This is a genomic window from Sphingomonas colocasiae (assembly GCF_019880585.1).
In the GTDB taxonomy this organism is placed as follows: Bacteria; Pseudomonadota; Alphaproteobacteria; order Sphingomonadales; family Sphingomonadaceae; genus Sphingobium_A; species Sphingobium_A colocasiae.
Genome location: NZ_JAINVV010000010.1, coordinates 70,962 through 92,778, shown reverse-complemented (window position 1 = coordinate 92,778; position 21,817 = coordinate 70,962). Strand labels below are relative to the sequence as shown.

Annotated in this window: 24 protein-coding genes; 5 read left to right on the top strand and 19 right to left on the bottom strand. The window is 66.5% G+C overall.

All coding sequences use genetic code 11. The features are described 5' to 3' along the window. Positions 1-60 precede the first annotated feature (60 nt). The gene (locus K7G82_RS21450; protein WP_222991995.1) at positions 61-1,293 is read left to right on the top strand and encodes a UbiH/UbiF/VisC/COQ6 family ubiquinone biosynthesis hydroxylase; all 1,233 of its coding nucleotides are present in this window, start codon (positions 61-63) and stop codon (positions 1,291-1,293) included. A gap of 1,032 nt (positions 1,294-2,325) precedes the next feature. Here the strand turns inward: K7G82_RS21450 and K7G82_RS21445 are convergent. After that, positions 2,326-3,243: a DMT family transporter gene (locus tag K7G82_RS21445; protein WP_222991994.1), complete on the bottom strand. Its 918-nt coding sequence runs from the start codon at positions 3,241-3,243 to the stop codon at positions 2,326-2,328. Between the two features lie 53 nt (positions 3,244-3,296). On the opposite strand from K7G82_RS21445, the gene K7G82_RS21440 reads away from it, so the two are divergent. Further along, positions 3,297-4,373 carry an alkene reductase gene (locus tag K7G82_RS21440; RefSeq protein ID WP_222991993.1) on the top strand — a complete coding sequence of 359 codons (1,077 nt, stop codon included), beginning with the start codon at positions 3,297-3,299 and terminating at the stop codon, positions 4,371-4,373. 12 nt (positions 4,374-4,385) lie between these two features. On the opposite strand, the gene K7G82_RS21435 is transcribed toward K7G82_RS21440, so the two are convergent. From K7G82_RS21435 to K7G82_RS21405, 7 genes are read right to left on the bottom strand one after another with little or no spacing between them, the layout of a single operon-like run. Further along, positions 4,386-5,069 (bottom strand): ATP12 family chaperone protein, encoded by a 684-nt coding sequence (locus K7G82_RS21435; RefSeq protein WP_222991992.1) that lies wholly within the window; start codon positions 5,067-5,069, stop codon positions 4,386-4,388. Beyond that, positions 5,066-5,290, bottom strand: a complete 225-nt coding sequence (locus K7G82_RS21430) for a hypothetical protein (RefSeq protein ID WP_222991991.1) — start codon at positions 5,288-5,290, stop codon at positions 5,066-5,068. Before K7G82_RS21430 ends, K7G82_RS21435 begins: the two co-directional genes overlap by 4 nt. After that, a complete protein-coding gene (locus tag K7G82_RS21425) occupies positions 5,287-5,946 on the bottom strand; it encodes an HAD-IA family hydrolase (protein WP_222991990.1) in 660 nt (219 codons plus the stop codon). The genes K7G82_RS21430 and K7G82_RS21425 overlap by 4 nt, the downstream gene beginning before the upstream one ends. A 10-nt stretch (positions 5,947-5,956) precedes the next feature. Next, positions 5,957-6,559, bottom strand: coding sequence for an FMN-binding negative transcriptional regulator (locus tag K7G82_RS21420; protein WP_222991989.1), 603 nt, complete (start codon positions 6,557-6,559; stop codon positions 5,957-5,959). Next, a complete protein-coding gene (locus K7G82_RS21415) occupies positions 6,559-7,677 on the bottom strand; it encodes an RluA family pseudouridine synthase (protein ID WP_222991988.1) in 1,119 nt (372 codons plus the stop codon). The genes K7G82_RS21420 and K7G82_RS21415 overlap by 1 nt, the downstream gene beginning before the upstream one ends. Next, complete coding sequence (crcB, locus tag K7G82_RS21410) at positions 7,674-8,048, bottom strand: fluoride efflux transporter CrcB (RefSeq protein ID WP_222991987.1); 375 nt, start codon at positions 8,046-8,048, stop codon at positions 7,674-7,676. Before crcB ends, K7G82_RS21415 begins: the two co-directional genes overlap by 4 nt. A 46-nt stretch (positions 8,049-8,094) precedes the next feature. Next, positions 8,095-8,823, bottom strand: a complete 729-nt coding sequence (locus K7G82_RS21405) for a hypothetical protein (protein WP_222991986.1) — start codon at positions 8,821-8,823, stop codon at positions 8,095-8,097. Between the two features lie 176 nt (positions 8,824-8,999). Here K7G82_RS21405 and K7G82_RS21400 point away from each other — a divergent pair, with 176 nt between their 5' ends. Next, entirely contained in the window at positions 9,000-9,431 is a 432-nt protein-coding gene (locus tag K7G82_RS21400) for an ExbD/TolR family protein (protein WP_222991985.1), read from the top strand. 73 nt (positions 9,432-9,504) lie between these two features. Here K7G82_RS21400 and K7G82_RS21395 read toward each other — a convergent pair whose 3' ends face one another. The 9 genes from K7G82_RS21395 to K7G82_RS21355 all read right to left on the bottom strand — a co-directional run bounded on the left by K7G82_RS21395 (position 9,505) and on the right by K7G82_RS21355 (position 17,739). Then, positions 9,505-10,056, bottom strand: coding sequence for a GNAT family N-acetyltransferase (locus tag K7G82_RS21395; RefSeq protein ID WP_222991984.1), 552 nt, complete (start codon positions 10,054-10,056; stop codon positions 9,505-9,507). A 142-nt stretch (positions 10,057-10,198) separates the two neighbouring features. After that, complete coding sequence (gene ribH, locus K7G82_RS21390; protein WP_222991983.1) at positions 10,199-10,618, bottom strand: 6,7-dimethyl-8-ribityllumazine synthase; 420 nt, start codon at positions 10,616-10,618, stop codon at positions 10,199-10,201. Further along, a complete protein-coding gene (gene ribB / locus K7G82_RS21385) occupies positions 10,618-11,910 on the bottom strand; it encodes a 3,4-dihydroxy-2-butanone-4-phosphate synthase (protein WP_222991982.1) in 1,293 nt (430 codons plus the stop codon). The genes ribH and ribB overlap by 1 nt, the downstream gene beginning before the upstream one ends. Before the next feature lie 49 nt (positions 11,911-11,959). After that, entirely contained in the window at positions 11,960-12,574 is a 615-nt protein-coding gene (locus K7G82_RS21380) for a riboflavin synthase (protein WP_222991981.1), read from the bottom strand. A gap of 10 nt (positions 12,575-12,584) precedes the next feature. Then, positions 12,585-13,538 carry a bifunctional diaminohydroxyphosphoribosylaminopyrimidine deaminase/5-amino-6-(5-phosphoribosylamino)uracil reductase RibD gene (gene ribD, locus K7G82_RS21375; RefSeq protein ID WP_222992034.1) on the bottom strand — a complete coding sequence of 318 codons (954 nt, stop codon included), beginning with the start codon at positions 13,536-13,538 and terminating at the stop codon, positions 12,585-12,587. A 17-nt stretch (positions 13,539-13,555) separates the two neighbouring features. Then, positions 13,556-13,957, bottom strand: a complete 402-nt coding sequence (locus K7G82_RS21370; protein WP_222991980.1) for a hypothetical protein — start codon at positions 13,955-13,957, stop codon at positions 13,556-13,558. A gap of 1 nt (position 13,958) precedes the next feature. Continuing rightward, a complete protein-coding gene (locus tag K7G82_RS21365; RefSeq protein ID WP_246623770.1) occupies positions 13,959-14,615 on the bottom strand; it encodes an energy transducer TonB in 657 nt (218 codons plus the stop codon). Between the two features lie 103 nt (positions 14,616-14,718). Continuing rightward, positions 14,719-16,023, bottom strand: coding sequence for a glutamate--tRNA ligase (locus tag K7G82_RS21360; protein WP_222991979.1), 1,305 nt, complete (start codon positions 16,021-16,023; stop codon positions 14,719-14,721). A 60-nt stretch (positions 16,024-16,083) separates the two neighbouring features. Further along, positions 16,084-17,739, bottom strand: a complete 1,656-nt coding sequence (locus tag K7G82_RS21355; RefSeq protein ID WP_222991978.1) for an NAD+ synthase — start codon at positions 17,737-17,739, stop codon at positions 16,084-16,086. Positions 17,740-17,936: 197 nt separating this feature from the next. Between K7G82_RS21355 and K7G82_RS21350 the strand changes: the two genes are divergently transcribed. Together K7G82_RS21350 and hisN are read left to right on the top strand one after the other, a co-directional pair. Further along, positions 17,937-18,872 (top strand): ribose-phosphate pyrophosphokinase, encoded by a 936-nt coding sequence (locus K7G82_RS21350; protein WP_222991977.1) that lies wholly within the window; start codon positions 17,937-17,939, stop codon positions 18,870-18,872. A 187-nt stretch (positions 18,873-19,059) separates the two neighbouring features. Continuing rightward, on the top strand, positions 19,060-19,839 hold the full coding sequence (gene hisN / locus K7G82_RS21345) for a histidinol-phosphatase (RefSeq protein ID WP_222991976.1): 780 nt from the start codon (positions 19,060-19,062) through the stop codon (positions 19,837-19,839). A 12-nt stretch (positions 19,840-19,851) separates the two neighbouring features. Here hisN and K7G82_RS21340 read toward each other — a convergent pair whose 3' ends face one another. After that, the gene (locus K7G82_RS21340; RefSeq protein WP_222991975.1) at positions 19,852-20,262 is read right to left on the bottom strand and encodes a VOC family protein; all 411 of its coding nucleotides are present in this window, start codon (positions 20,260-20,262) and stop codon (positions 19,852-19,854) included. Between the two features lie 114 nt (positions 20,263-20,376). Then, positions 20,377-21,762, bottom strand: coding sequence for a helix-turn-helix domain-containing protein (locus tag K7G82_RS21335; RefSeq protein ID WP_222991974.1), 1,386 nt, complete (start codon positions 21,760-21,762; stop codon positions 20,377-20,379). Positions 21,763-21,817 lie beyond the last annotated feature (55 nt).

Genomic DNA, 21,817 nt, shown 5'->3' with positions numbered 1-21,817 from the left:
CATTTTCGCCGAATCTTCGGCGGGCTTTTGCCGGATGGGCGAAGGGGGTAGGAGGACGACATGGACACCGCAATTCTTCGCAGCGACGTGATCATCCTGGGCGGCGGACTCGTCGGCCTGACGCTCGCCATCGCGCTCGACGCCCATGGCCTGACCAGCGCGGTGATCGATCCGCTCGATCCGTCGACCCAGCTCGCGCCCGGCTTCGATGGCCGGGCATCGGCGGTGTCGAGCGCGAGCTGGCGGCTGCTCGAGACGATCGGCGTCGGCGAGAAACTGGCCGGGCAGGGTTGTCCGATCCGGGAAATCCGCGTCGCCGACGGCCTGGCACCGGGCGGCCTCGATTTCGTGCCGGGCGAGGACGACGAGCCCCTGGGCGTCATGTTCGAGAATCGCGGGCTGCGCCGCGCGCTCCACCAATGCGCGGCGGACGCGGCCGGCGTGACGCTGTATGCGCTATCGCGCGCGGCGCATGTCGAACGTGGGCCGCATGGCGTGGCCGTCCGGCTCGAGGATGGGCGCATGCTCGCGGCGCCGCTGCTGGTGGCGGCAGAAGGCCGCAATTCGCCGACGCGCGAGGCGGCGGGAATCAATGTCGCGCGCTGGCAATATGATCATGTCGCGATCGTCTCCGCCTTCGACCACGAACGGCCGCACGACAATGTCGCCTATGAGATCTTCTATCCGGCCGGCCCCTTCGCGCTGCTCCCGATGCTGTCGGCCACGCAAGGATTGGGGCGTTCGGCGATCGTCTGGTCGGTCACGCGCAAGGACGCGGCCGGCATGCTCAAATTGTCCGACCGCGCCTTTCTGGCCGAAGCGGAAAAGAAGATGGGCGGGCTGCTCGGCAAACTCTCCCCCGCCGCGCCGCGCTCGAGCTATCCGCTGGGCTTCCACCATGCCGCGCATATCGTCGGCGATCGGCTGGCGCTGATCGGCGACGCGGCGCATGGCATCCACCCGATCGCGGGCCAGGGCCTCAATCTGGGCTTTCGCGACGCGGCGGCGCTGGCGGAGGTGATCGTCACCGGCGCGCGGCTGGGCCTCGACCTGGGTGATGCGCAAGTGCTCGCCCGCTACGAACGCTGGCGCAGCCTCGACACCTTCATGGTCGCGGCATCGACCGACGGCCTGACCCGGCTGTTCGGCGTGAAAGGCCGCACAGCTTCTGCGATCCGCCGCTTCGGGCTGGGCGCGGTTCAGCGGATTCCGCCGCTCAAGGCGCGGTTCATGGCGGAGGCGCGCGGCGAGTCCGGCGATCTGCCGAAGCTGCTGCAGGGGATGATGGTCTAGGTTTTTGCTTTACCGCGATTTTCAAGTCGCTCGATGAGTCCATCGAACTGCAAATCGCTCCAGCTTTGCACCCGCAGGTCGGCCGAAGCGCCGAATCCCCGAACGTAAATGGGGGCTGGCATCGCTGCCAGCCCCCACTGCGCCGAGCTTTACGAACATCTCAGCCTTGCGGCGATCCATTCTCGCTCAGGCGTCGGTGCTTTCCACCCCTTGGCCGAAGCCTCCGGGTCGTTCACCGGCTCCTTCTTGGGGTGTCGCGCCGCCTCCACTTGCGTTTCGGCTCGTTTACACCGCTTCCGGCGCCTGCCATCTGCTTCCGTCCAGCCATTTTCCGAAGAAAATCCTGTGCTTTCACAGCGGCTTGTGGTTGATCGAGGCTTCTCTGGTATCCCGCGGAACTCTCTCTTCCACGTCACGAAGCTGTCATGAAAACCGAGTCGCACCAAGCGCAAAATCGGCTGTCCAGCCTGTGGATAACGGGGAAAACGGGGATAAGTGAGCGGCGCTTCGGACGCCGGATCGGCGCATGGCGATTCGCGCCGCGACGCAGCGCGATTAGCGGATTTTCCGGCTGACACAATGGTTGGCATCGCGGTTGGCATCGCACGCATGCGAAATGGGGGCGGGCATCGCTGCCAGCCCCCACGCTGCCGAAACCGACATGTCCGGCCCGAAGACCGGCCGTCCGCGCCTCGGCGGTATGGCGCCCCGCCCGAAAACGGAGATCGCCGATGGCTCCATCCTCAAATCGCGTTCCGCATGCACTCTCGCGCTTGCATCCCGACGCTTGGTCCGTCGCCCGACTGCCGTTTCCAGCCTTCAAATCCCTAAGGAAAATCGGCATCCACAGCGGCCTGCGGGTGAGGAGGCTTCGTCCGTCGCCGTCCGAACTCTCTCGTCCGCAAGGCCAAGCTTTCATGATCCGGCGAGTCGCGCAAAGCGTTTCCAGCTGTGGATAACGGGGAAATCGGGGAGAATATCACCATCCTCGAATGACAATTCTCAGGCGCCGCACATTCTGCACCCGTCCGTTCAATCGCCGCGCGGACGATCGGGTCGCCTGACCAGCACCAATGCGATCGCGACCGCCACGGCGCCCACGAAATCGAGCAATCCCAGGCGCTCGCCATAGATCAGCCAGCCGATGGTGGCGGCGATGATGGGCTGGACAAGCAGCACCAAGCCGACGACGATCGGCTGGAAATGCACCATCGCATAAGTGAGCAGCCCCTGGCCGACCACCTGGCTGACCAGCGCCAGCATGATCAGCGGCGTCCAGTCCGTCGGTAGAATCTTCTCGCCGAGCAGGCTGGCCATGGCGAGCAGCGGCAATATGCCCGCCATGGTCGAGAGGATCAGCGCGCTCCATGAACCGAGCGTTCCGCGCACCCGCGTCATCGCGACGAGATAACCGGTATAGAGCAGTCCGGCGAGCAGGCAGAGGAGATCGCCGATCAGATTATCCGCCGACATTTCATAGGATCGCCCCATCAGCAGCGCCGCGCCGAACGCCGCGAGCAGCAGCGCCACCGCCTGGCTGCGATTGGGCCAGGCGCGCGCCATGATGAAACCGTAGATCGGGAACAGCAGGATGCTGGCATTGCCGAACAGCGTCGCGTTCGCCAGCTTGGTCTGATGGATGCCGAGATGCCATGCCCCCAGATCGAGCGCGAAGAAGAGGCCGGCGATCGCCAGCGTCACCCAGAGGCCGGCGCGCATGCGCGAAATCCGCTCACGCGACAGGCCGAGCATGATCAGCAGGAAGGGCACGGCGAGCGTGACGCGCCAGAAACCCGCCGCCACCGGGCCGACATCGGACGCCCGCACGAGCAGCGGGCCGAAAGCGAGGCACAGATTGCTGCCGAGCAGCGCCGCGAAGGCAAAGCGCGGCGGCGCCACTTTTCCGCTTGGCGTCGCGACAGAAAAACTTGGAGGATCGGCCTGATGCATGGCGCCCCATAACGCCCTATGTCCACGCAGTCCCGTTTCAAAAAGGAACTGATATGCCAAGCCTGTTCGATCCCATCCAGCTCGGCGCGATCGCGGCACCCAATCGCATGCTGATGGCGCCGCTGACGCGCGGCCGGTCGAGCCGCGACCATGTGCCGTCGGAGATGATGGCGACCTATTACGCGCAGCGCGCGAGCGCGGGCCTGATCATCAGCGAAGCAACCGGCATCAGCCAGCAGGGCCTGGGTTTTCCCTATGCCCCGGGCCTGTGGACCGACGCGCAGACCGAGGCATGGAAGCCGGTGACCGAAGCCGTCCACCGCGCGGGCGGGCGGATCTTCGCGCAGCTCTGGCATATGGGGCGGGTCGTCCATCCCAGCTTCATGGGCGGCGAACGTCCGGTCTCCGCCTCAGCCACCACCGCGCCGGCCTATGCGCACACCTATGACGGCAAACAGCCTTATGTGGAGGCGCGCGCGCTGCGGCTGGACGAGCTTCCCGCGCTGATCGGCGACTATGTCCGCGCCGCGCGCAATGCGCGGTCGGCGGGTTTCGACGGCGTGCAGGTTCATGCCGCGAACGGCTATCTGATCGACCAGTTCCTGCGCGACGGCACCAATTTCCGCGACGACGATTATGGCGGCGGCCCGGAGAACCGGATCCGGCTGTTGCGCGAAGTGACCGAAGCGGTGGCGGGCGAAGTCGGCGCCGACCGCACGGCGGTGCGCCTTTCCCCCAATGGCGATACCCAGGGCGTGATCGACAGCGATCCGGCGAGCGTATTCGTTCCCGCCGCCGCCGCGCTCTCGAAGATCGGCATCGCCTTTCTCGAACTGCGCGAACCCGGCCCGGACGGCAGTTTCGGCCGCACCGAACAGGCGAAGCAATCACCGGCGATCCGGCGCGTGTTCGACGGCCCCCTGGTCGTCAATTCGGATTATCGCGCGGACGACGCCCAGGCCGTGCTCGACAGCGGCGTCGCCAACGCGGTGTCCTTCGGCCGCACCTTCCTGGCCAATCCGGACCTGCCGGCGCGCTTCGAAAGGGGCCTGCCGCTCAATCCCGACGTGATGGCGACATGGTATGGCCGGGGGCCGGAAGGCTATACCGACTATCCGGCCGCATCCTGACCGGGCCGCCGCTCAGCGCAACAGAGACAGGAAGGACGCCGCGGCGATGAACTCGACGCGGCGTGCCTCCAGCGCCTGAGCGGCGAGCGTGTCCTCGCCCCAGCGCTCCGCCTGCCATGCTTCGTCGACGGTGATCGCCAGCCAGGCCGCATCAGGCGATACCGCCTCTTCGGCCACCGCGAGCGCGGTGACCAGCGAGCCCGAGATGGTCACGAGCGGCGACAGGCCGACGAGCGCGAAGGGATCGCGCGCCACCGTCGCCGCCGTCAGCCGATCGAGCGTCGCATCGGGCTGCGGCCGGTGGACGATGCCGGTGGCGACGGTGAAGGCGACATCGTAACGCGTCGCCGCCCAGGCCAGCAACGGATCCCATGCGGCCGCCTGACGAGCGACCAATGTTTCGGGACTTTCGGCGCGATAACAGAGCAGGTCGCTCTCGCCATAGACCGAAAGGCCCCGTGCGAACGTCTCCGGATCGGGTGCGACCCGGTCGATCGCGGCATTGGAAAGGCCGGTGAAGCGCATGGAGCGCGGATCGATCTGATCGCCCTGTTCGGCCCATTCGCGCGCGATCGCATCCGCCAGTGCGGCGGTCGGCGCGACCAGCGGCGCCCGCCCCGGCGTGCGCACCGGCCGGCCGTCGAGCGCGATCCCGCCATCGGAGGTCACCGAAACCGACGTGTAGAAGCGCTTCATTCCCCGCGCGGGCTCCGCCAGCGGCGCGCGAGCACGCGCGGCACGACCAGGAAATCGGCAAGACCGATCAGCACCAATATATAGCCGGCAACGGGCGGGATGGCGGCGATCCGGCCGGAAACCGCCATCAGCCCGACGACGAGCATCGCCACGCCGGTCAGGCGCAACGCGCCGATCGCGAAGAAGCGATTGCGCGCCAGCGTGTCGGGATCGGTGCTCATACCAGTTCCTCCAGCAGTGCGGGGATGTCGGCAGTCAGCCCGGCGATGCGATGCGCGCCGGCCTGGGTCAGTTCCTCGGGTGGGTGATAGCCCCAGGCGACACCGACCGCATGGGCATCGGCGGCACGCGCCATCACCATGTCGAAGCTGGTGTCGCCGATGACGACCGTTGTTTCGGGCAAAGCCCCGGCTTCCGCGATCGCCGCCGCCGCCATTGCCGGGTGCGGCTTGGATGGATGGCGATCGGCGGTCTGCAGTGTGACGAAGCGCCGCGTCAGCCCATGATGTTCCAGGCAGATCGCCAGCCCGCGATCCGATTTGCCCGTCGCGACACCGAGCAGCCAGCCGGCATCGTCGAGCGCCGCGATCGCCTCGGCGATGCCGTCGAACAGCGGCTCCTCCACCTCGCCCAGCCCGCGCAGGCGATGAAAGGCCGATTTATATTCGGCCGCGAGCATGTGATGCGTGCCCGCATCGGCCTCGGGCAGCAGCGCCTGCATCGCCTCGACCAGGCTGAGCCCCACGATGCGCCGGGTGGCGGCACGCTCGGGCGGGTCGAGCCGCGCGCGCGTGAAACATTCCTCCATCGCGCGGCAGATATTGATCTGGCTGTCGACGAGCGTGCCGTCGCAATCGAAGATGGCGAGACGATTCATATCGCGGCTTTCATAATGGCAGATGGCGCATCAGATGCGCCATCGCGCGCTTGCCCGATGCGTCCAGCCCATCGGCCGCCGCCAGGCGCGCGGCATCGGACTTGTTCTGGCCAAGCTTGCGCGTTCCCCGCCAGGCCTGGATCTCCAGCGTATAGCCGGTGATCGCACCCAGCATCTTGTCGAGCGTGCCCGGGTGCATCTTGGCGCGCGTCCATATCGGCTTGGGCGCCAGCCGCGCCTCATGTTCGGCCGACAGGCGATCGATCTGGTCGAGCAGCGCATCGCGATCCATTTTCGCGACGCGCCCTTCCAGTTCGACGGCCAGATAATTCCAGGTCGGCACCTGATCCTCCAGCCCGTACCAGTCCGGGCTGACATAGGCGTCCGGGCCATGGGCGGAAAACAGCGCGGTCGCGCCGTCGAGATGGCGGGCGATGCCGTTGCCGCGCGAGACGTGGAAGCCGATGCGGTCCTCCGCGACGAAGATCACGGGCACATGCGCGGCGCGCGGCCCGTCGGGCGTCGCGGCGAACAGCGTGCCGAAGCCGATCTCTGTGACGAAATCGCGCATCGCGGCGCGATCCTCCCAACGGAATTTGGGATCGGGGTGCATCAGCCGCGCTTTTCCCCCGTACGGCTGCGACCACGGCGTTCGCCCTTGCGCTCGCGGCGCTTGTCCTTGGCGACCGCCGCCGCCTTGCGACGCTTGCCCTCGGCGGTTTCGGAGAATTTCACCTCGTCGAACGGCAGCGCCTCGGCGAGCAGGGGATCGAAGCCCAGCGTCGCGACGCTTTCGGCGAAATGGCTCGGAAGCTCGGCCGAAACGTCGACATGGCCGCCATCGGGATGATCGACGCGGATGCGCCGGGCATGAAGATGCATCTTGCGGCTGACCCCGCCGGACAGGAATGCTTCCTTGCCGCCATATTTGCCGTCGCCGACGATGGGGTGCCCGATCGCCGCCATATGGACGCGCAACTGATGGGTACGCCCGGTGAAAGGCTGGAGTTCCACCCAGGCGGCGCGGTTCCCTGCGCGCTCGATCACGCGATAGCGCGTCCGCGACGGCAGGCCTTCCTTTTCGTCGACATGCATCTTCTCGCCGCCGGTGCCCGGCTGCTTGGCGAGCGGCAGTTCGATCATGCCGTCTTCGATCGAGGGCACGCCGATGACGAGCGCCCAATAGACCTTGCGCGCGGTGCGGCTGGAAAAGGCCTTGGCGAAATGCGCCGCAGCCCGTGCGCTCCGCGCGAGGAGCAGCGCGCCCGACGTATCCTTGTCGAGCCGGTGAACCAGCTTGGGCCGCCCCTCCGCCTCGAACTGGAGCGCGTCGAGCAGCCCGTCGAGATGCATTTCGGTCTTGGTGCCGCCCTGCGTCGCGAGGCCCGGCGGCTTGTTGACGACGATCGCCTGACGATCGCGATGGATCACCAGCGCTTGCGCGAAATCGATCTGGTCCTCGCTCAGCGGGGCGCGCTGGCGCCGGGCCGGCGCGGCCGCAGGCTTGGGCGCCTCAGCCGGGGGCACGCGCAGCACCTGCCCCGCCTCGATCCGGTCGCCCGGCGCGGCGCGCTTGCCGTCGACGCGCAACTGGCCGGTCCGCGCCCAGCGCGAAACGAGATTGAAGCTGACATCGGGCAGATGGCGCTTGAACCAGCGATCGAGCCGGATGCCGTCGTCATCGTCGCCGACGGTGAATTGCCGGACATCGGCGGAAACACTCTCGTTCATGCGAATCCCCTGGCGAGCGCGAGCCCGACGAAAAGCGCCGCGACCGATCCCACGACCGAGACGGCGACATACAGTGCAGCAGTGCCGATGGTGCCGCGCTCGATCATGTTCGCGACCTCCAGGCTGAAGGCGGAGAAAGTGGTGAAGCCGCCGAGCACGCCAACGCCGAGCAGCAGCCGCCATTCCTCTCCCGAGACGAACCGGCTGATCAGCCCGGCGAGCAGCCCCATGGCGAAGCCGCCGGCCAGATTCACCGTCAGCGTTCCCCAGGGATAGCCGGGGCCGAGCATGGCGAGCGACGCACGGCCGACGCCATAGCGCGCGCCCGAACCGAGCGCGCCGCCCAGCATGACAAGAAACAGGTGGATCATGCGCTGCGCTTAGCGCAGCGGAGCCCCGCTGGAAAGGAAGCGGGAATCAGCGCCCGTTATTGGTGATCAGATCGACTTCGGTGCCGCCGCCGGGACGCGCGCGCGCGATGACGACGAAAGCGCCGTCGTCCTTGCCGCGCGTGCCGCCCAGCGTGTGCTCGCCGCCATCGACGCGATGCTCGGCGGTGAAGCCGCCACGCACGGCCTGGGTATAATAATAGTCGAGCACGGTCTGGAGCGCGGCGCCGCTGGTGAAGCTGACCGCGCGGCAACCGCCGGCGTCGCTGCCCGCCGCCTCCGTCACCCGCGCCTGCGGAAAGAGCGGCAGATCGGCCGGCAAGCGGGTCGCCCAGGCCTGGCTATAGCCGAGTTCGGCACCGCAGCTCTGGCCGGCGCGGCGCGCCTGCTGGCTGGCGAGCGCGCCGAGCGTCGTCGGCGCCTCGGGCGCATCCATCGCCACCGCCTTCGGTGCGGACAGCAATTTGCCGGTGCCGACATTGGCCGTGGCGGGGCCGTCCGCCGGAACGGGCGCGCGCATCGGTTCGGCCGGCGGGCGGACGCTGTCGCGATTGGCCTGCGCGCTCAGCGAGGGATCGACCATGATCTGGTCCTCGAGCGAAGCGGCGAGCGCGGGATCGACATCCTGCGCGTTCACGGCATTGCCGGCCAGGCTGCGGTCGAGCGCATTGAGCGCCTGATCGTTCTTCTGCCCGCTGCCGCAGGCCGCGAGCGCAAGCGCCAATAACGGGCTCAGCCGGATTGCGGACGAGATCATCGATGTTGCTCCTTCGCCCGCCCTTCTGACGCAGCCAGGGTTAAAAATCCCTGTAAAACATCGTTAATTCCTGAATTTTTCGTTAAGATCTGCCCCAATATGGATCAGCTTCCCCGCCCTCGACAGCCACGAGGCACGATGATATGTAATCATATAACATAACGATGGAGGTGGATATGAGAAGGCTTCGTCCGGCTGTCGTCGCGGAACCCCGCCCCTTTCAGGACCTGAACATCACGCCGTTGATCGACGTCATGCTCGTGCTGCTGGTGATGTTCATCCTGCTGATCCCGGTCCAGTTCCACGAAGTGCCGCTCGACCTGCCCGGCAAGCCCGGGCCGGCCGCCGATCGCCCGATCGTCCGGCTGAGCATCGGCGCGGACGATGTCGTGCGCTGGAACGGCAGCGCGATCGGCGAGGACAGTCTGCCCGGCCGCTTCCATGGGCTCGTCACCGATCCGGCGCAGCCCGTCCTGCAGATCGCGGCGGACGGCGCCGCGCGCTATGAGATATTCGACCGCACATTGGCGGCTGCGAAGAAGGCGGGAATCACCCGGCTCGGCATGGTCGGCAACGAACAGTTCGTGAGCGCGATCGCGGCCCGCTGAGCGCCGCTACCCGCTTCGCGTCTTCGCGCGGGAAAAAGGCAGCCCGCACGGAGACGCGGAGACGGGCGAGTCTTCAGCTCGTCAGGCCGCTTTTCCGCGCCCGCCATTCCTCGGCGCTCTGCCCCCAGGCATCGACCGATGCTTCATGATAGGGTTCCGGCATCCGCGTCGCCCCCCGATTGACCGACCCGAGGCGCTTGGCCAGCGCGATCGATCCGGCATTTTCGGGATCGATGATATGGATCACATCGGTCCAGCCCAGGATCTCGAAGGCATAGTCCATGCTCGCGACGGCGGCCTCATGGGCATAGCCCTGCCCCGCGAACTCGCGGGAGACGCCCCAGCCCACTTCATTGGCCGGCCATCCGTCCGGTCGCCACGGACCCACGCGGCCGACCCAGCGCCCCGTGGTGCGCTCGATCAGCGAGAACATCGCGAAGCCCGAAATCTGCCAGGCACCCGCCATCGCGCACAAGCCGCGCCAGGCGACCGAACGCGGCTGGACACCGCCGAGGAAGCGCATCGTATCGGGATCGGCGTGGAAATCGACCCAGGCGTCGAAATCGTCGCGCGTCGGCGGACGCAGGATCAATCGCTCGGTTACGAGCAGCGGTCCGTTGAACATGGTGGCGTTTCCGATCGATGGCCGCTGGTTCGAATGGAACCGTCATTCCCGCGTAGGCGGGAATCCATAAACGCGACCATGTCCGAAAACTCTGGTGGTTATGGATTCCCGCCTACGCGGGAATGACGATGTTCAGATGCGTCTAGCCGAAACGACCGCGCAGCGCGAGCATTGCAATGGCGGCCTTGGCCGCCTCACCGCCCTTATCCTTCTCCGTGCGGCGCGCGCGCGTCAAAGCCTGGGCTTCGTTCTCGACGGTCAGGATGCCGTTGCCGATCGCAAGACCGTCAAGCGTGAGCGCCATGATGCCCCGCGCGCTTTCGTTGGAGACGATCTCGAAATGATAGGTCTCGCCGCGGATCACCACGCCCAGGGCGACATAGCCGTCATAACGGCCGCTCTCCGCCGCCAGCGCGATCGCGCCGGGTACTTCCAGCGCGCCGGGAACCGTCACGGTCTCATGACCGTGCCCCGCCTCCTCCAGCGCGGCGCGGACGCCTTCGAGCAGCAGGTCGTTGAGATGGTCGTAGAAACGCGCCTCGACGATCAGAAACTTTGCCATCATGCCGCTCCCTTGCAGTCGATCGGGCGCTCGCCGACGATCGAGAGGCCATAGCCGTCCAGGCCGACCAGAGTGTGGTGGGTGTTGGTGAGCAGGATCATGTCCTGCACGCCCAGTTCGGTCAGGATCATCGCGCCGACGCCATAGTCGCGCAGTTCCTCCATGTCGGGCGTGGGCAGGCCCGCCTTGCGCAGCACCGCGGTGGTGAAGGCGTCGTTGCGCTGGCGGTTGATCACCACCACCACGCCGGTGCCCTGCGCCGCGATGATCTCCATCGATCGCTGCAGCATCGTGCCGCGATCGCCCGACTCGCCGAACAGGTCGCCGAAGGGGGAGAGCACGTGCATGCGCACCAGGGTCGGCTGTTCGGGATCGATCCGGCCCTTGACCAGCGCGATCTGCTCGGTGCCCGTTGCCTTGTTGTAGAAGGTCATCGCGGTCCAGTCGCCGCCCCAGCGGCTTTCGAAGCGCGCCTCGGCCTTTTTCTGGACGAGATGGTCGTGCTGCCTGCGATAGGCGATGAGGTCGCGGATGGTGCCGATCTTGAGGCCATGTTCCTGTGCGAAGGCGACGAGGTCGTCCATGCGGGCCATGGTGCCGTCGTCCTTCATGATCTCGCAGATGACGCCGGAGGGATTGAGGCCGGCGAGGCGCGAGACGTCGACGGCGGCTTCGGTATGGCCGGCGCGTACGAGCACGCCGCCTTCGCGCGCGACCAGCGGGAAGACATGGCCGGGGGTCACGATTTCCTCGGGGCCCTTGGATGCGTCGATGGCGACCGCGACGGTGCGGGCGCGGTCGGCGGCGGAGATGCCCGTGGTCACGCCCTCGCGCGCCTCGATCGAGACGGTGAAGGCGGTTTCGTGGCGGGTGCCGTTGTTGCGGCTCATCAGGTCGAGGCCCAACTGATCGACGCGCCGCTTGGACAGCGCCAGGCAGATCAGGCCCCGGCCATGCTTCGCCATGAAGTTGATCGCCGACGGCGTCGCCATCTGCGCCGGAATGATCAGGTCACCTTCATTCTCCCGGTCCTCATCATCGACCAGGATGAACATCCGGCCGTTCCGCGCCTCGTCGATGATCTCCTCGATCGGCACCAGCGCCGGCGCCGCCTCTCGGCGCACCAGATAGCTTTCCAGCTTGCGCAGCGTCTCGGCGGTCGGATTCCATTGGGAATCGTCGAGATTGCGCAGCGAATTGGCGTGAAGCCCGGCGGCGCGGGCAAGGCCGGAGCGCGAAATCGCGCCATCGGTGACGAGGTCGCGAATGCGATCGATCAGTTGCGTGCTCATGACGACGCGATATCACATCAGAATGTGATATCGCAACGACGGAATCACATCAGGCTGTCGATTTCTCGAGAACCGAGCGCATGCGCCCGAGATAACGCGCCAGCACATCGATCTCGATATTGAGCGGACGGCCGGATTCGAGCGTCGAAAAGGTCGTCATCTCCGCGGTGTGCGGAATGATGTTGATCGAGAAGCGCGTGCCCGCCGCATCGTCCTCGACGGTGTTCACGGTGAGCGAGATGCCGTCGAGCGCGATCGATCCCTTGGGCGCGATGAAGGGCGCGAGATCGGCAGGCGCGGCAACGACGACGCGATGCGAATCGCCCTGGGCCTCGACCGAAACCACGCTGCCGATGCCGTCGACATGGCCCGTCACGATATGCCCGCCAAGCTCCTCGCCCAGTTTCATCGCGCGTTCGAGGTTGAGGCGGCTGCCCGGCAGCCATTGCCCGTCGGCGGTGCGCGACCGCGTTTCGCCCGACACATCGACGGCGAACCAGCCCGGCCCCTTGTCGACCACCGTCAGGCACACGCCCGAACAGGCGATCGACGCACCCAGATCGACGGTCGCGGTATCATAGGCGGTTTCGACGACCAGCCGCAGATCGCCGCGCTGCTCCGCAGCCCGGATGGTGCCGATATCTGTGATGATGCCGGTGAACATAGCCGCCCTTCTATATTTGCCGGACCCGCTCGTAGACTTCGAGCCGGTCGCTGCCAAGCACCCGCGCATCGTGCAGGCGCCAGCGACCATGCGCCGCCGCGAGATCGGCAAGACCGATATCGCCGAGCGCGGCGCACCCGCCACCGATCAGGATCGGCGCGCGATACAGCAGCAGGCGATCGACCAGATCCGCGGTGAGGAAGGCCGAGGCCGCGCCGGCCCCGCCCTCCACCAGCAGGAAATCGCCCGGCAATTCGGCGATCGCCTGTGGCGAGGACAGCCGCGCCCACCCGTTGGGCACAGCACCGTCGCGCGACAGGACATAACGGGCCGGCGAGCGCGCCTCGAGACCCGGCAGGCGCACGTCGAGCGTCGGATCGTCCGCCTCCAGCGTGCCCCGCCCGACCAGGATCGCTTCGGCGCGCGCGCGCTCCAGATGGCCATGGCGGCGCGCGGCATCGCCGGTGATCCAGCGCGCGCTGCCGTCCGCCATGGCGATGCAGCCGTCGAGCGAGGTCGCGAGCTTGAGCGTGACGAAGGGCCGGCCAAGCGCCTTGCGCGTCAGGAATCCCGCCATCGAACGGCGGGCCGCATCCGCATGGACAGCGCGCACCACCTCCACGCCCGCCGCCTCCAGCGCCGCGAAACCGCGCCCGTCGGTACGCGGATCGGGATCGCCGATGGCCGCCACGACGCAAGCCACGCCCGCATCGATCAGCAGCGACGAACATTTGGGACCTTTCGGACTGTCATGCGCACAGGGTTCAAGCGTGACATAAGCGGTGGCGCCGCGCGCCGCGCCTCCGGCCTCGGCCAGCGCCATCGCCTCCGCATGCGGGCGGCCGCCGGACTGCGACCAGCCACGACCGATCACATGACCGTTCCGGACAATCACGCAGCCGACACAAGGCGCGGGCGCGGTGGTCGCGCGGCCACGTTCGGCAAGCGCCAATGCTGCGGCCAGATAGCGGGGGTCGGCGCTCAAATGCCGAGATCGTCGAGCTTCTTGTCGAGACGCTGGAACGACTTCATCCGTTCCTGGCGCAGCTTCTCGAGCTCGGCCTTGCGCTGCTTGTCCTTGATCAGATCGGCGGCGAGCCGGGCGCGGATCTCTTCATCCGTGCGATTGGCCGGCCAGTTCTCGAAATATTGGATGTCGCGCTTCCACGGCTTTTCGAACTTCGAATCGACATAGAAGCCGGCGATGATCAGCGTCGTGATCATCACCGAAAGGAATCCGAAAAGCAGCTCGTGTCGCTGGCGCTGCGCCAGAAATCCGCGAAGATCGCGGATCGCGCGCACCGGCGAGACGGGACGGGGAAAGATCGCCATGGCACCAAGATAGGCGCGCGAACGCGGCGACGCCAGCCCCGTCCCCGGCACGTCAGGTGTCCAGCTTGAATCGAACCGTCATGGTCCGCCAGCTTTCGACCGGCGTGCCGTCACTGGTCGCGGGCGTGAAACGCCAACGCTTCATCGCCTGTTCGGCAGTCGCGCGGAAGAAGACCTCGTCGGCCGCCTCCACTTTCTGCACGTCCTTCACCCGCCCATCCGGCCCCACCAGAACGCGGACCACCACGACGCCTTCTTCGCCCGAGCGGATCTTGCCCGGCGGATAAGGCGGCTGGAGCGTTCCTGCGTAACGGGGGTCGACCTGTGACCCCTTGAAGACGGGAACATGTGGCAGGGGCGGCGGTGGAGCAGGGTCGGCTATAGGGCCGAGAATGCTGCCCGTTGGCGGAATGGGTATATCCGGCACCCTGAAACCTGTCGTCGGCTCTGCAATCGGCGGCTTCACCGGAATAATATTTTCAGTCGCAGCCTGCCGGTGTTGCTTCTGCGGCTCTGGCTTCGTGGGTTCCGGCTGCTTCTCGACCGGGATGTTGATCGTTTCGAAGATGGTCGGGATCTTCTCGCGCACGGCCGGACTCATGAACACCAGCGCGCCCACCATCACACCGTTGATTGCGATCGCCGCGCCAAGGCTCAGCGGGCTTCGCGTTTTCTGATCGAGATAGCCTCCTTTGGCATAGACAGACATGACATCCTCCATCACGGGATGGTCCCGCAATGAAGGATGTTACAACATCACATAACCAAGTAAAGCGATAAGTGATGTTGTATCATTTCTTGAAATCCAGAGGTCAGCCCAGTCTTTCGAGCGCTTGAGCCTTGCCGATCAACGGCAGCAAAGCCGCCATGTCGGGGCCATGGTCGCGCCCGGTGAGCGCCTGGCGCAGCGGCAGGAACAACGGCTTGCCCTTGCGGCCGGTCTTTTCCTTGAGCGCGGCGGTGAGCGCGTGCCAGGGATCAACCGACCAGTCGAGCGACTCGGCGACTGTTGCCGCTTCCGCGATGTAGGCCCGATCCTCGTCAGACAGGTCTGGCCGCGCGATCGGCCCTTCGACCACCGACCACCAGTCCACCACCTGCGCGACGGTTTCGAGATTGGGGCGGATCGCGTCCCAGGCGGCCTGATCCATGCCCGCCGGCAACCGATCGGCGACGGCATCGAAATCGAGCTGATGGACGATACGCGCGTTGAGCTGGAGCAATTCCGCCTCGTCGAAGCGCGCGGGCGCGCGGCCGAAATGTCCGAAATCGAATGCGTCGATCAGCGGCTGCGGATCGGTGACCGCCTCCACCGGATCGCTGGTGCCGATCCGCGCGAGCTTGGCGACGAGCGTGACCGGTTCGATGCCGATCTCGCGAAAATGATCGACGCCGAGCGAACCCAGGCGCTTGGAAAGCTTGCCTTCGCTACCGGTCAGCAACGCCTCGTGCACAAAGGCAGGCGCCGTGCCGCCCATCGCGGCGAACATCTGGATCTGCGTCGCGGTGTTGGACACATGATCCTCGCCGCGCACGACATGGGTGACGCCCATGTCGAGATCGTCGATCGCCGAGGGCAGCATATAGAGCCAGCTCCCGTCGGCGCGGCGAATGACGGGATCGGACAGCAATTTCGAATCGAAGCGCTGCGGCCCGCGAATCAGATCGTCCCAGACGATCGGCGCGTCATGATCGAGCCGGAAACGCCAATGCGGATTGCGCCCCTCGGGCACCGGCGTGCCGGGCGCCGGGCGCTCATAGACCGGCGGCAGCCCGCGTCCGAGCAGGATCTTGCGGCGAAGATCGAGCTCCTCGGCGGTCTCATAGCAGGCATAGACGCGGCCGGCCGCACGCAGCGCCTCGAAACGCGCCTCGTAAAGCGCGAACCGTTCGGACTGACGCGCCTCGCCATCAGGATGCAGGCCGAGCCAGGCAAGGTCGGCGCGGATCGCTTCGACATTCTCCTCGGTCGAACGTGCGAGATCGGTGTCGTCGATACGCAGCAGGAAATGGCCGCCATGCTTCTTCGCCCACATCCAGTTATGGAGCGCGGTGCGGATATTGCCGACATGGAGCCGCCCGGTGGGCGACGGGGCGAAACGGGTCACGACTGTCATGCGCGCGCTCTTACCGCCATTGCGGCGGAACCGGCAATCACCGCGCGCGTCGAAACCCGCCTATGACGTCCGAAACGCGTTGGTGATCGGATAACGCCGGTCGCGGCCGAAATTGCGCGTGCCGAGCTTCACCCCCGGCGGCGCCTGCCGCCGCTTATATTCGGCGATGTAGAGCAGCCGTTCGATCCGGATGACCGTATCGCGATCGAAACCGCGTTCGACCAAAGCCGAGACCGACAATTCCTCTTCGACCAGCCCATGCAGGATCGGATCGAGCACATCATAGGGCGGCAGCGAATCCGAATCCTTCTGATCGGGCCGCAGCTCCGCCGATGGCGGCTTGGTGATGATGGTTTCGGGCATCACCGGCCCGTCCGGCCCCAGCCCGATTCGCGGGCGATTGGCATTGCGCCAGCGCGAGATCGCGAACACCGTCGTCTTGTATGCGTCCTTGAGCGGATTATAGCCGCCGGCCATATCGCCATAGATGGTGGCGTAGCCGACCGACATCTCGCTCTTGTTGCCGGTGGTCAGCAGCATGTGGCCGAACTTGTTGCTGAGCGCCATCAGGGTGACGCCACGGATACGCGACTGGATATTCTCTTCGGTGATGTCGACGGTGCGATCGGCGAAACTGTCCGACAACATGGCGTCGAACGCCTCGACCGCCGGCGCGATCGGGATCGTGTCGAGCCGGCAGCCGATCATCCGCGCGCATTGGGCGGCATCGTCTAGGCTGGCCTCGCTGGTGAAGCGGCTGGGCAGCATCACGCACCAGACGCGATCGGGCCCGAGCGCATCGGCGGCGATCGCGGCGCAGATCGCCGAATCGATGCCGCCGGACAGGCCGAGCACGACGCCGGGAAAGCGATTGCCGTCGACATAGTCGCGCAGTCCCACGACCATCGCGTGATAGATGTCGGAGGGGTGCGGCTCCAGCGCGTTGAGCACGCCCGGCAGGCAGCGCCAGCCATCGGGACCGCGCTGCCACTGCGTCTCGACCACCGTTTCCTCCCAGTCGGGAAGCTGGTGGGCGAGCAGACCGTCGGCGTTCAGCACGAAGCTCGCACCGTCGAAGACGATCTCGTCCTGCCCGCCGACGCGGTTGAGATAAGCGAGCGGCAGCCCCGTCTCCGCCACGCGCGCCGCGGCGATCGCGCTGCTGCGCAGATCGTCCTTGTCGACCTCATACGGGCTGCCATTGGGCGAGATCAGCAGTTCGGCCCCGCGCGCGCGCAGATGCGCGCATACCGCCGGGAACCAGATATCCTCGCAGATCGGCAGGCCGATGCGCACGCCACGGAAAACGATGGGTTCGGGCGGCGGCGCGGACGCGAACAGGCGCTTCTCGTCGAAAGTGCCGTAATTGGGCAGTTCGTGCTTGCGGCGAATCTCCGCGATCCTGCCGCCGTCGAGCAGCGCCAGCGCGTTGTAGAGCAGCCCCTGTTCGCGCACGACGGTTCCGACCAGCATCGCCGGCCCGCCATCGGCGGTGGCGGCCGCCAACCGCGCCAGTTCCGATTCGGCGCGCGCGATCAGCGCCGGCTTCAGCACCAGATCCTCAGGCGGATAGCCGATGAGCTGGAGTTCGGGATAGACGATCAGGTCGGCGCCGGGCGTGCGGGCGCGCCATTCCAACATCGCATCCGCATTTCCGGGAAGATCGCCGACCGTCTGCGAAAGTTGCGCGAGCGCGATGGTGAGCCGGTCCGTCATATCGCGTCCGCATTAGAGCATCGCGCGAAGAAGTGGGAACCGGTTTTCGGCAAAAACGATGCGGCCCATCGCCGCCTAAGGTCGACGAGGCGGGCAATGCCCCCTTTACGAACGCGCGAGTGCGGTTAAAGGCTTTTCGTCAACCCCTGTTCATCACCCACCGCTGTTCGCGGATCATTTTTTGCGGGAATGCGCGCATGAAATTGTTGACCGGCAATTCGAACCTGCCGCTGGCCAAGGCCATTGCCGATTATCTCGAGATCAAGCTGACCGACGCCAGCGTCCGTCGCTTCGCCGACGAGGAAGTGTTCGTCGAAATCCACGAGAATGTCCGTGGCGAGGACGTGTTCGTCCTGCAATCGACCGGCTATCCCGCCAACGACAATCTGATGGAGCTGCTGATCTGCATCGATGCGCTTAAGCGCGCATCGGCCAAGCGGATCACAGCCGTCATCCCCTATTTCGGCTATGCCCGGCAGGATCGCAAACCCGGCCCGCGCACGCCGATCTCGGCCAAGCTCGTCGCCAACCTGATCACCGTCGCGGGCGCGAACCGCGTGCTTTCGGTCGATCTCCATGCCGGCCAGATCCAGGGCTTCTTCGATATCCCGACCGACAATCTCTTCGCGGCGCCGGTGATGTCGGCCGACATCCAGGCGCGCTTCGGCGGCCGCAAGATGATGGTCGTCTCGCCCGACGTCGGCGGCGTGGTCCGCGCGCGCGCGCTCGCCAAGCGGCTCGACAATGCGCCGCTCGCCATCGTCGACAAGCGCCGCGAGCGCGCCGGCGAATCGGAAGTGATGAACATCATCGGCGATGTCGAGGGACGTTTCTGCATCCTGATCGACGACATCGTCGATTCGGCGGGCACATTGTGCAACGCCGCCGCCGCGCTGAAGGCGGCGGGCGCCGAGGAAGTCGTCGCCTATTGTACGCATGGCGTGCTTTCGGGCGGCGCGGTCGCGCGTGTCGAGGGATCGGAGCTGACCGAGCTGGTGATCACCGATTCGATCGGCGGCCATGACGTGATCAAGGATGCGAAGAAGATTCGCCACCTGACGATCGCGCCGCTGCTCGCCGAAGCGATCCGCCGCATCGCGGACGAGAGCTCGGTCTCCAGCCTCTTCGATTAAAACTGAACTTCTTCTGTCATCCCCGCGAAAGCGGGGATCCAGCTTTTCCGTGAAATATCAGAAAGAAGAAGAAGCTGGATTCCCGCTTTCGCGGGAATGACAAAGCGGGAAGGACTGGAAACGGCACATCGCCGCTTTCAACACCGGAAGCCTAGCCGCGCCGCACGGGCTGCGCTACCGCACGGCCATGAGCTTCACCGAGAACGACATCGCCCTCGCCAATGCCCTTGCCGACGCGGCGGGGCAGGCGATCCGCCCCTTTTTCCGCGCGCGCTTCGAGATCGAGACCAAGGACGATTCGTCGCCGGTGACGCAGGCCGATCGCGCGGCCGAGGCGGCGATGCGGCGGCTGATCGAAGCCGAGCGTCCGCGCGACGGGATTATCGGCGAGGAATATGGCGAGAAGCCCGGCACCAGCGGACGGACCTGGGTGCTCGATCCGATCGACGGAACGCGATCCTTCATCGCCGGCCGGCCGATCTTCGGCACGCTGATCGCGCTGCTCGGCGAAGGCTGGCCGATGATCGGCGTGATCGACCAGCCGATCGGCCGCGAACGCTGGCTGGGCGCGGTCGGGCGAAAGACGCTGTTCAACGGCGATCCGGTCACGACCCGCGCCTGCCGGGCGCTGGACACCGCGATCCTGGCGACCACGGGTCCGCAATTCTTCAGCCCTCATTCCGCCGAGCATTTCTCGATGCTCGCACGCCAATGCGGAGACACGCTGTTCGGCGGGGATTGCTATAATTACGGGCTGGTCGCCTCCGGCCATGTCGATCTGGTCGTCGAATCGGGGCTGAAGCTGCACGACTTCGCCGCGCTGGTGCCCGTGGTCGAGGGCGCGGGCGGGCGGATGTGCGACTGGAACGGCGACCCGCTGGGCGAACAGAGCCGTGGCGATGTGATCGCCGCCGGCGATCCAGCGCGCATCGACGACATCATCGAGGGCCTGGCCTGCGCGCATTGACGGGAGCGGGTATCAGCCTTTCACCGGCCCGCCGATCGACCAGCAATGGCCGAACGGATCCAATAGCTGCCCATAGCGTTGCCCCCAGAACTGGTTTTCGAGCGGAAAACGCACCGAGGCACCCGCCGCGAGCGCCTGTTCCCAGGCCGCGTCGGCATCCGCGACTTCCAGATGCAGCGTCACCCCGGTCGGCGCCGAAGACGGCGTTCCGCCCATCATCTCCGGGAAATCGTCGTTGAGGAACAGCGCGCCGCCATTCACCTCGAGATGCGCGTGCATCAGCCGTGCCCCGTCCTCGGCTTCCTTGCGGAAGCGTTCGACCGCGCCGAAGGCGCGCGTGTAGAAATCGATCGCTTCCATCGCGCGATTGTCGCGGATGGTGAGGTGCGGGCTGATCCCCGGATAGACGATGCGGTTTTCCATGTCGGCACTCCTGACGAGTCGCTTCCGATCCCCCCGTATAATCCGCCACCGCCGGATCGGCACCATCCCGCAGCGCGGATATTCCGTCCGGTGGAATCCAGTCGATGCGCGGAATCAATCCCCCGCGAAACTGAACGGCGAAACCCCGCGTTCGCGTTCGTTGATCAGCAACGACCGGCCAGCCGGCGGATGCGCGCGTTGTGGGCAATCGGCGCGGGTGCAACGCCGGCAGCCAAGGCCGATCGGTGTTGCCCGCCCCGCGCGCAGATCGATGCCCGTTGCGGCGGCGAGCGGCGCGGCGAGCGCTGCATCCAGCCCCAGACCGATCGCGAATTCGGCGGCGACGGCGCCGAAGCGCCGGCCCTGCGGCTGAACGGTGCGCGCGATCGTGAACCAGCGGCTATCATCCTCCAGCACAACGAGATGCCGCACCAGATGCCCCGGCCGGTCGAACGCATTGTGCAATCGCCATAACGGGCAGCGCACCGGGCTTTCGGCGAGCGCCGATCCGCTTGCGCCCGCATAGAGTTTCGACGCCTGCCCGGCGCGGTCGATGCGGATCATGAAGAAGGGCAGCCCGCGCGCGCCGACGCGCTGCAATGTGGTCAGCCGATGCGAAACCTGTTCGAAGCCCGCGCCGAAGCGGCGCTGGAGCAATTCGACATCGTAACCCGTCGCCTCGCACGCGCGCAGGAAACGGGCATAGGGCATCATGATCGCGGCGGCGAAATAGCCGAGCAGATGCCGGCGATAGAGCCGCTCGCTCGCGCGTTCGGCAAAGCCCGCGCCACGCACCAGTGCATCGACCTCCGCGCGCGCCTCGTTCTGCGCAAGCTGGAAGGCGACCGCGAAGGTGCGTGAGGCGGTGTCGAGCGTTTCGGAAAGCTGAAGCTGGCGCGCGTGAAGATCGAGCCGGCGCAGCATATCGGGCATCACATCGACGGGCAGGATGCGGATCGCGAGCTGGTGCCTGGTGCGCAGCCGCTCCGCGATCGCACCGTAAAGATCGCCCGCGCCCAATCGCAATTCGTCGGCCAGCGTTTCGGCCTGAGCATCGAGATCGGGAAAATGATTGCGCCAGCGCTCGATCTCGCGGCGCACGTCGGAAATGCCGTCATCCGCGGGCGCGGCCGGCGCACCCGCGCGCAACGCGTCGAACGCGCGCGCGAACGCCTCCGCCCCACTCGGCGCGCCCGCCAGCCAGTCCGCGAGCTCGGCGCGGTCGATCTCCAGATCGGCGAACATCGGATCCGCCAGCCGGCGGCGGATCGCCTCGGCTCCGCCGCCCGGCTCACCCGCCGACAGCGTGCGCGGATCGAAATCGAAGCGCTCGGCCAGCCGCAACAGCAGCGCCGCCGTCAGGGGGCGCTGGTTGCGCTCTACCAGGTTGAGATAGCTGGGCGAGATCGCCAGCGCATCGGCCATCGCCGACTGGGTCATTCCCTGTGCGCGGCGCACGCGCTTCACCGCATGCCCGGCAAAAAGCTTCGCTTCGGCCATCGCCAAGCATTGTCAAGAAATTCACAAAATGACAAGACAGGAACAGCCGCGGGCG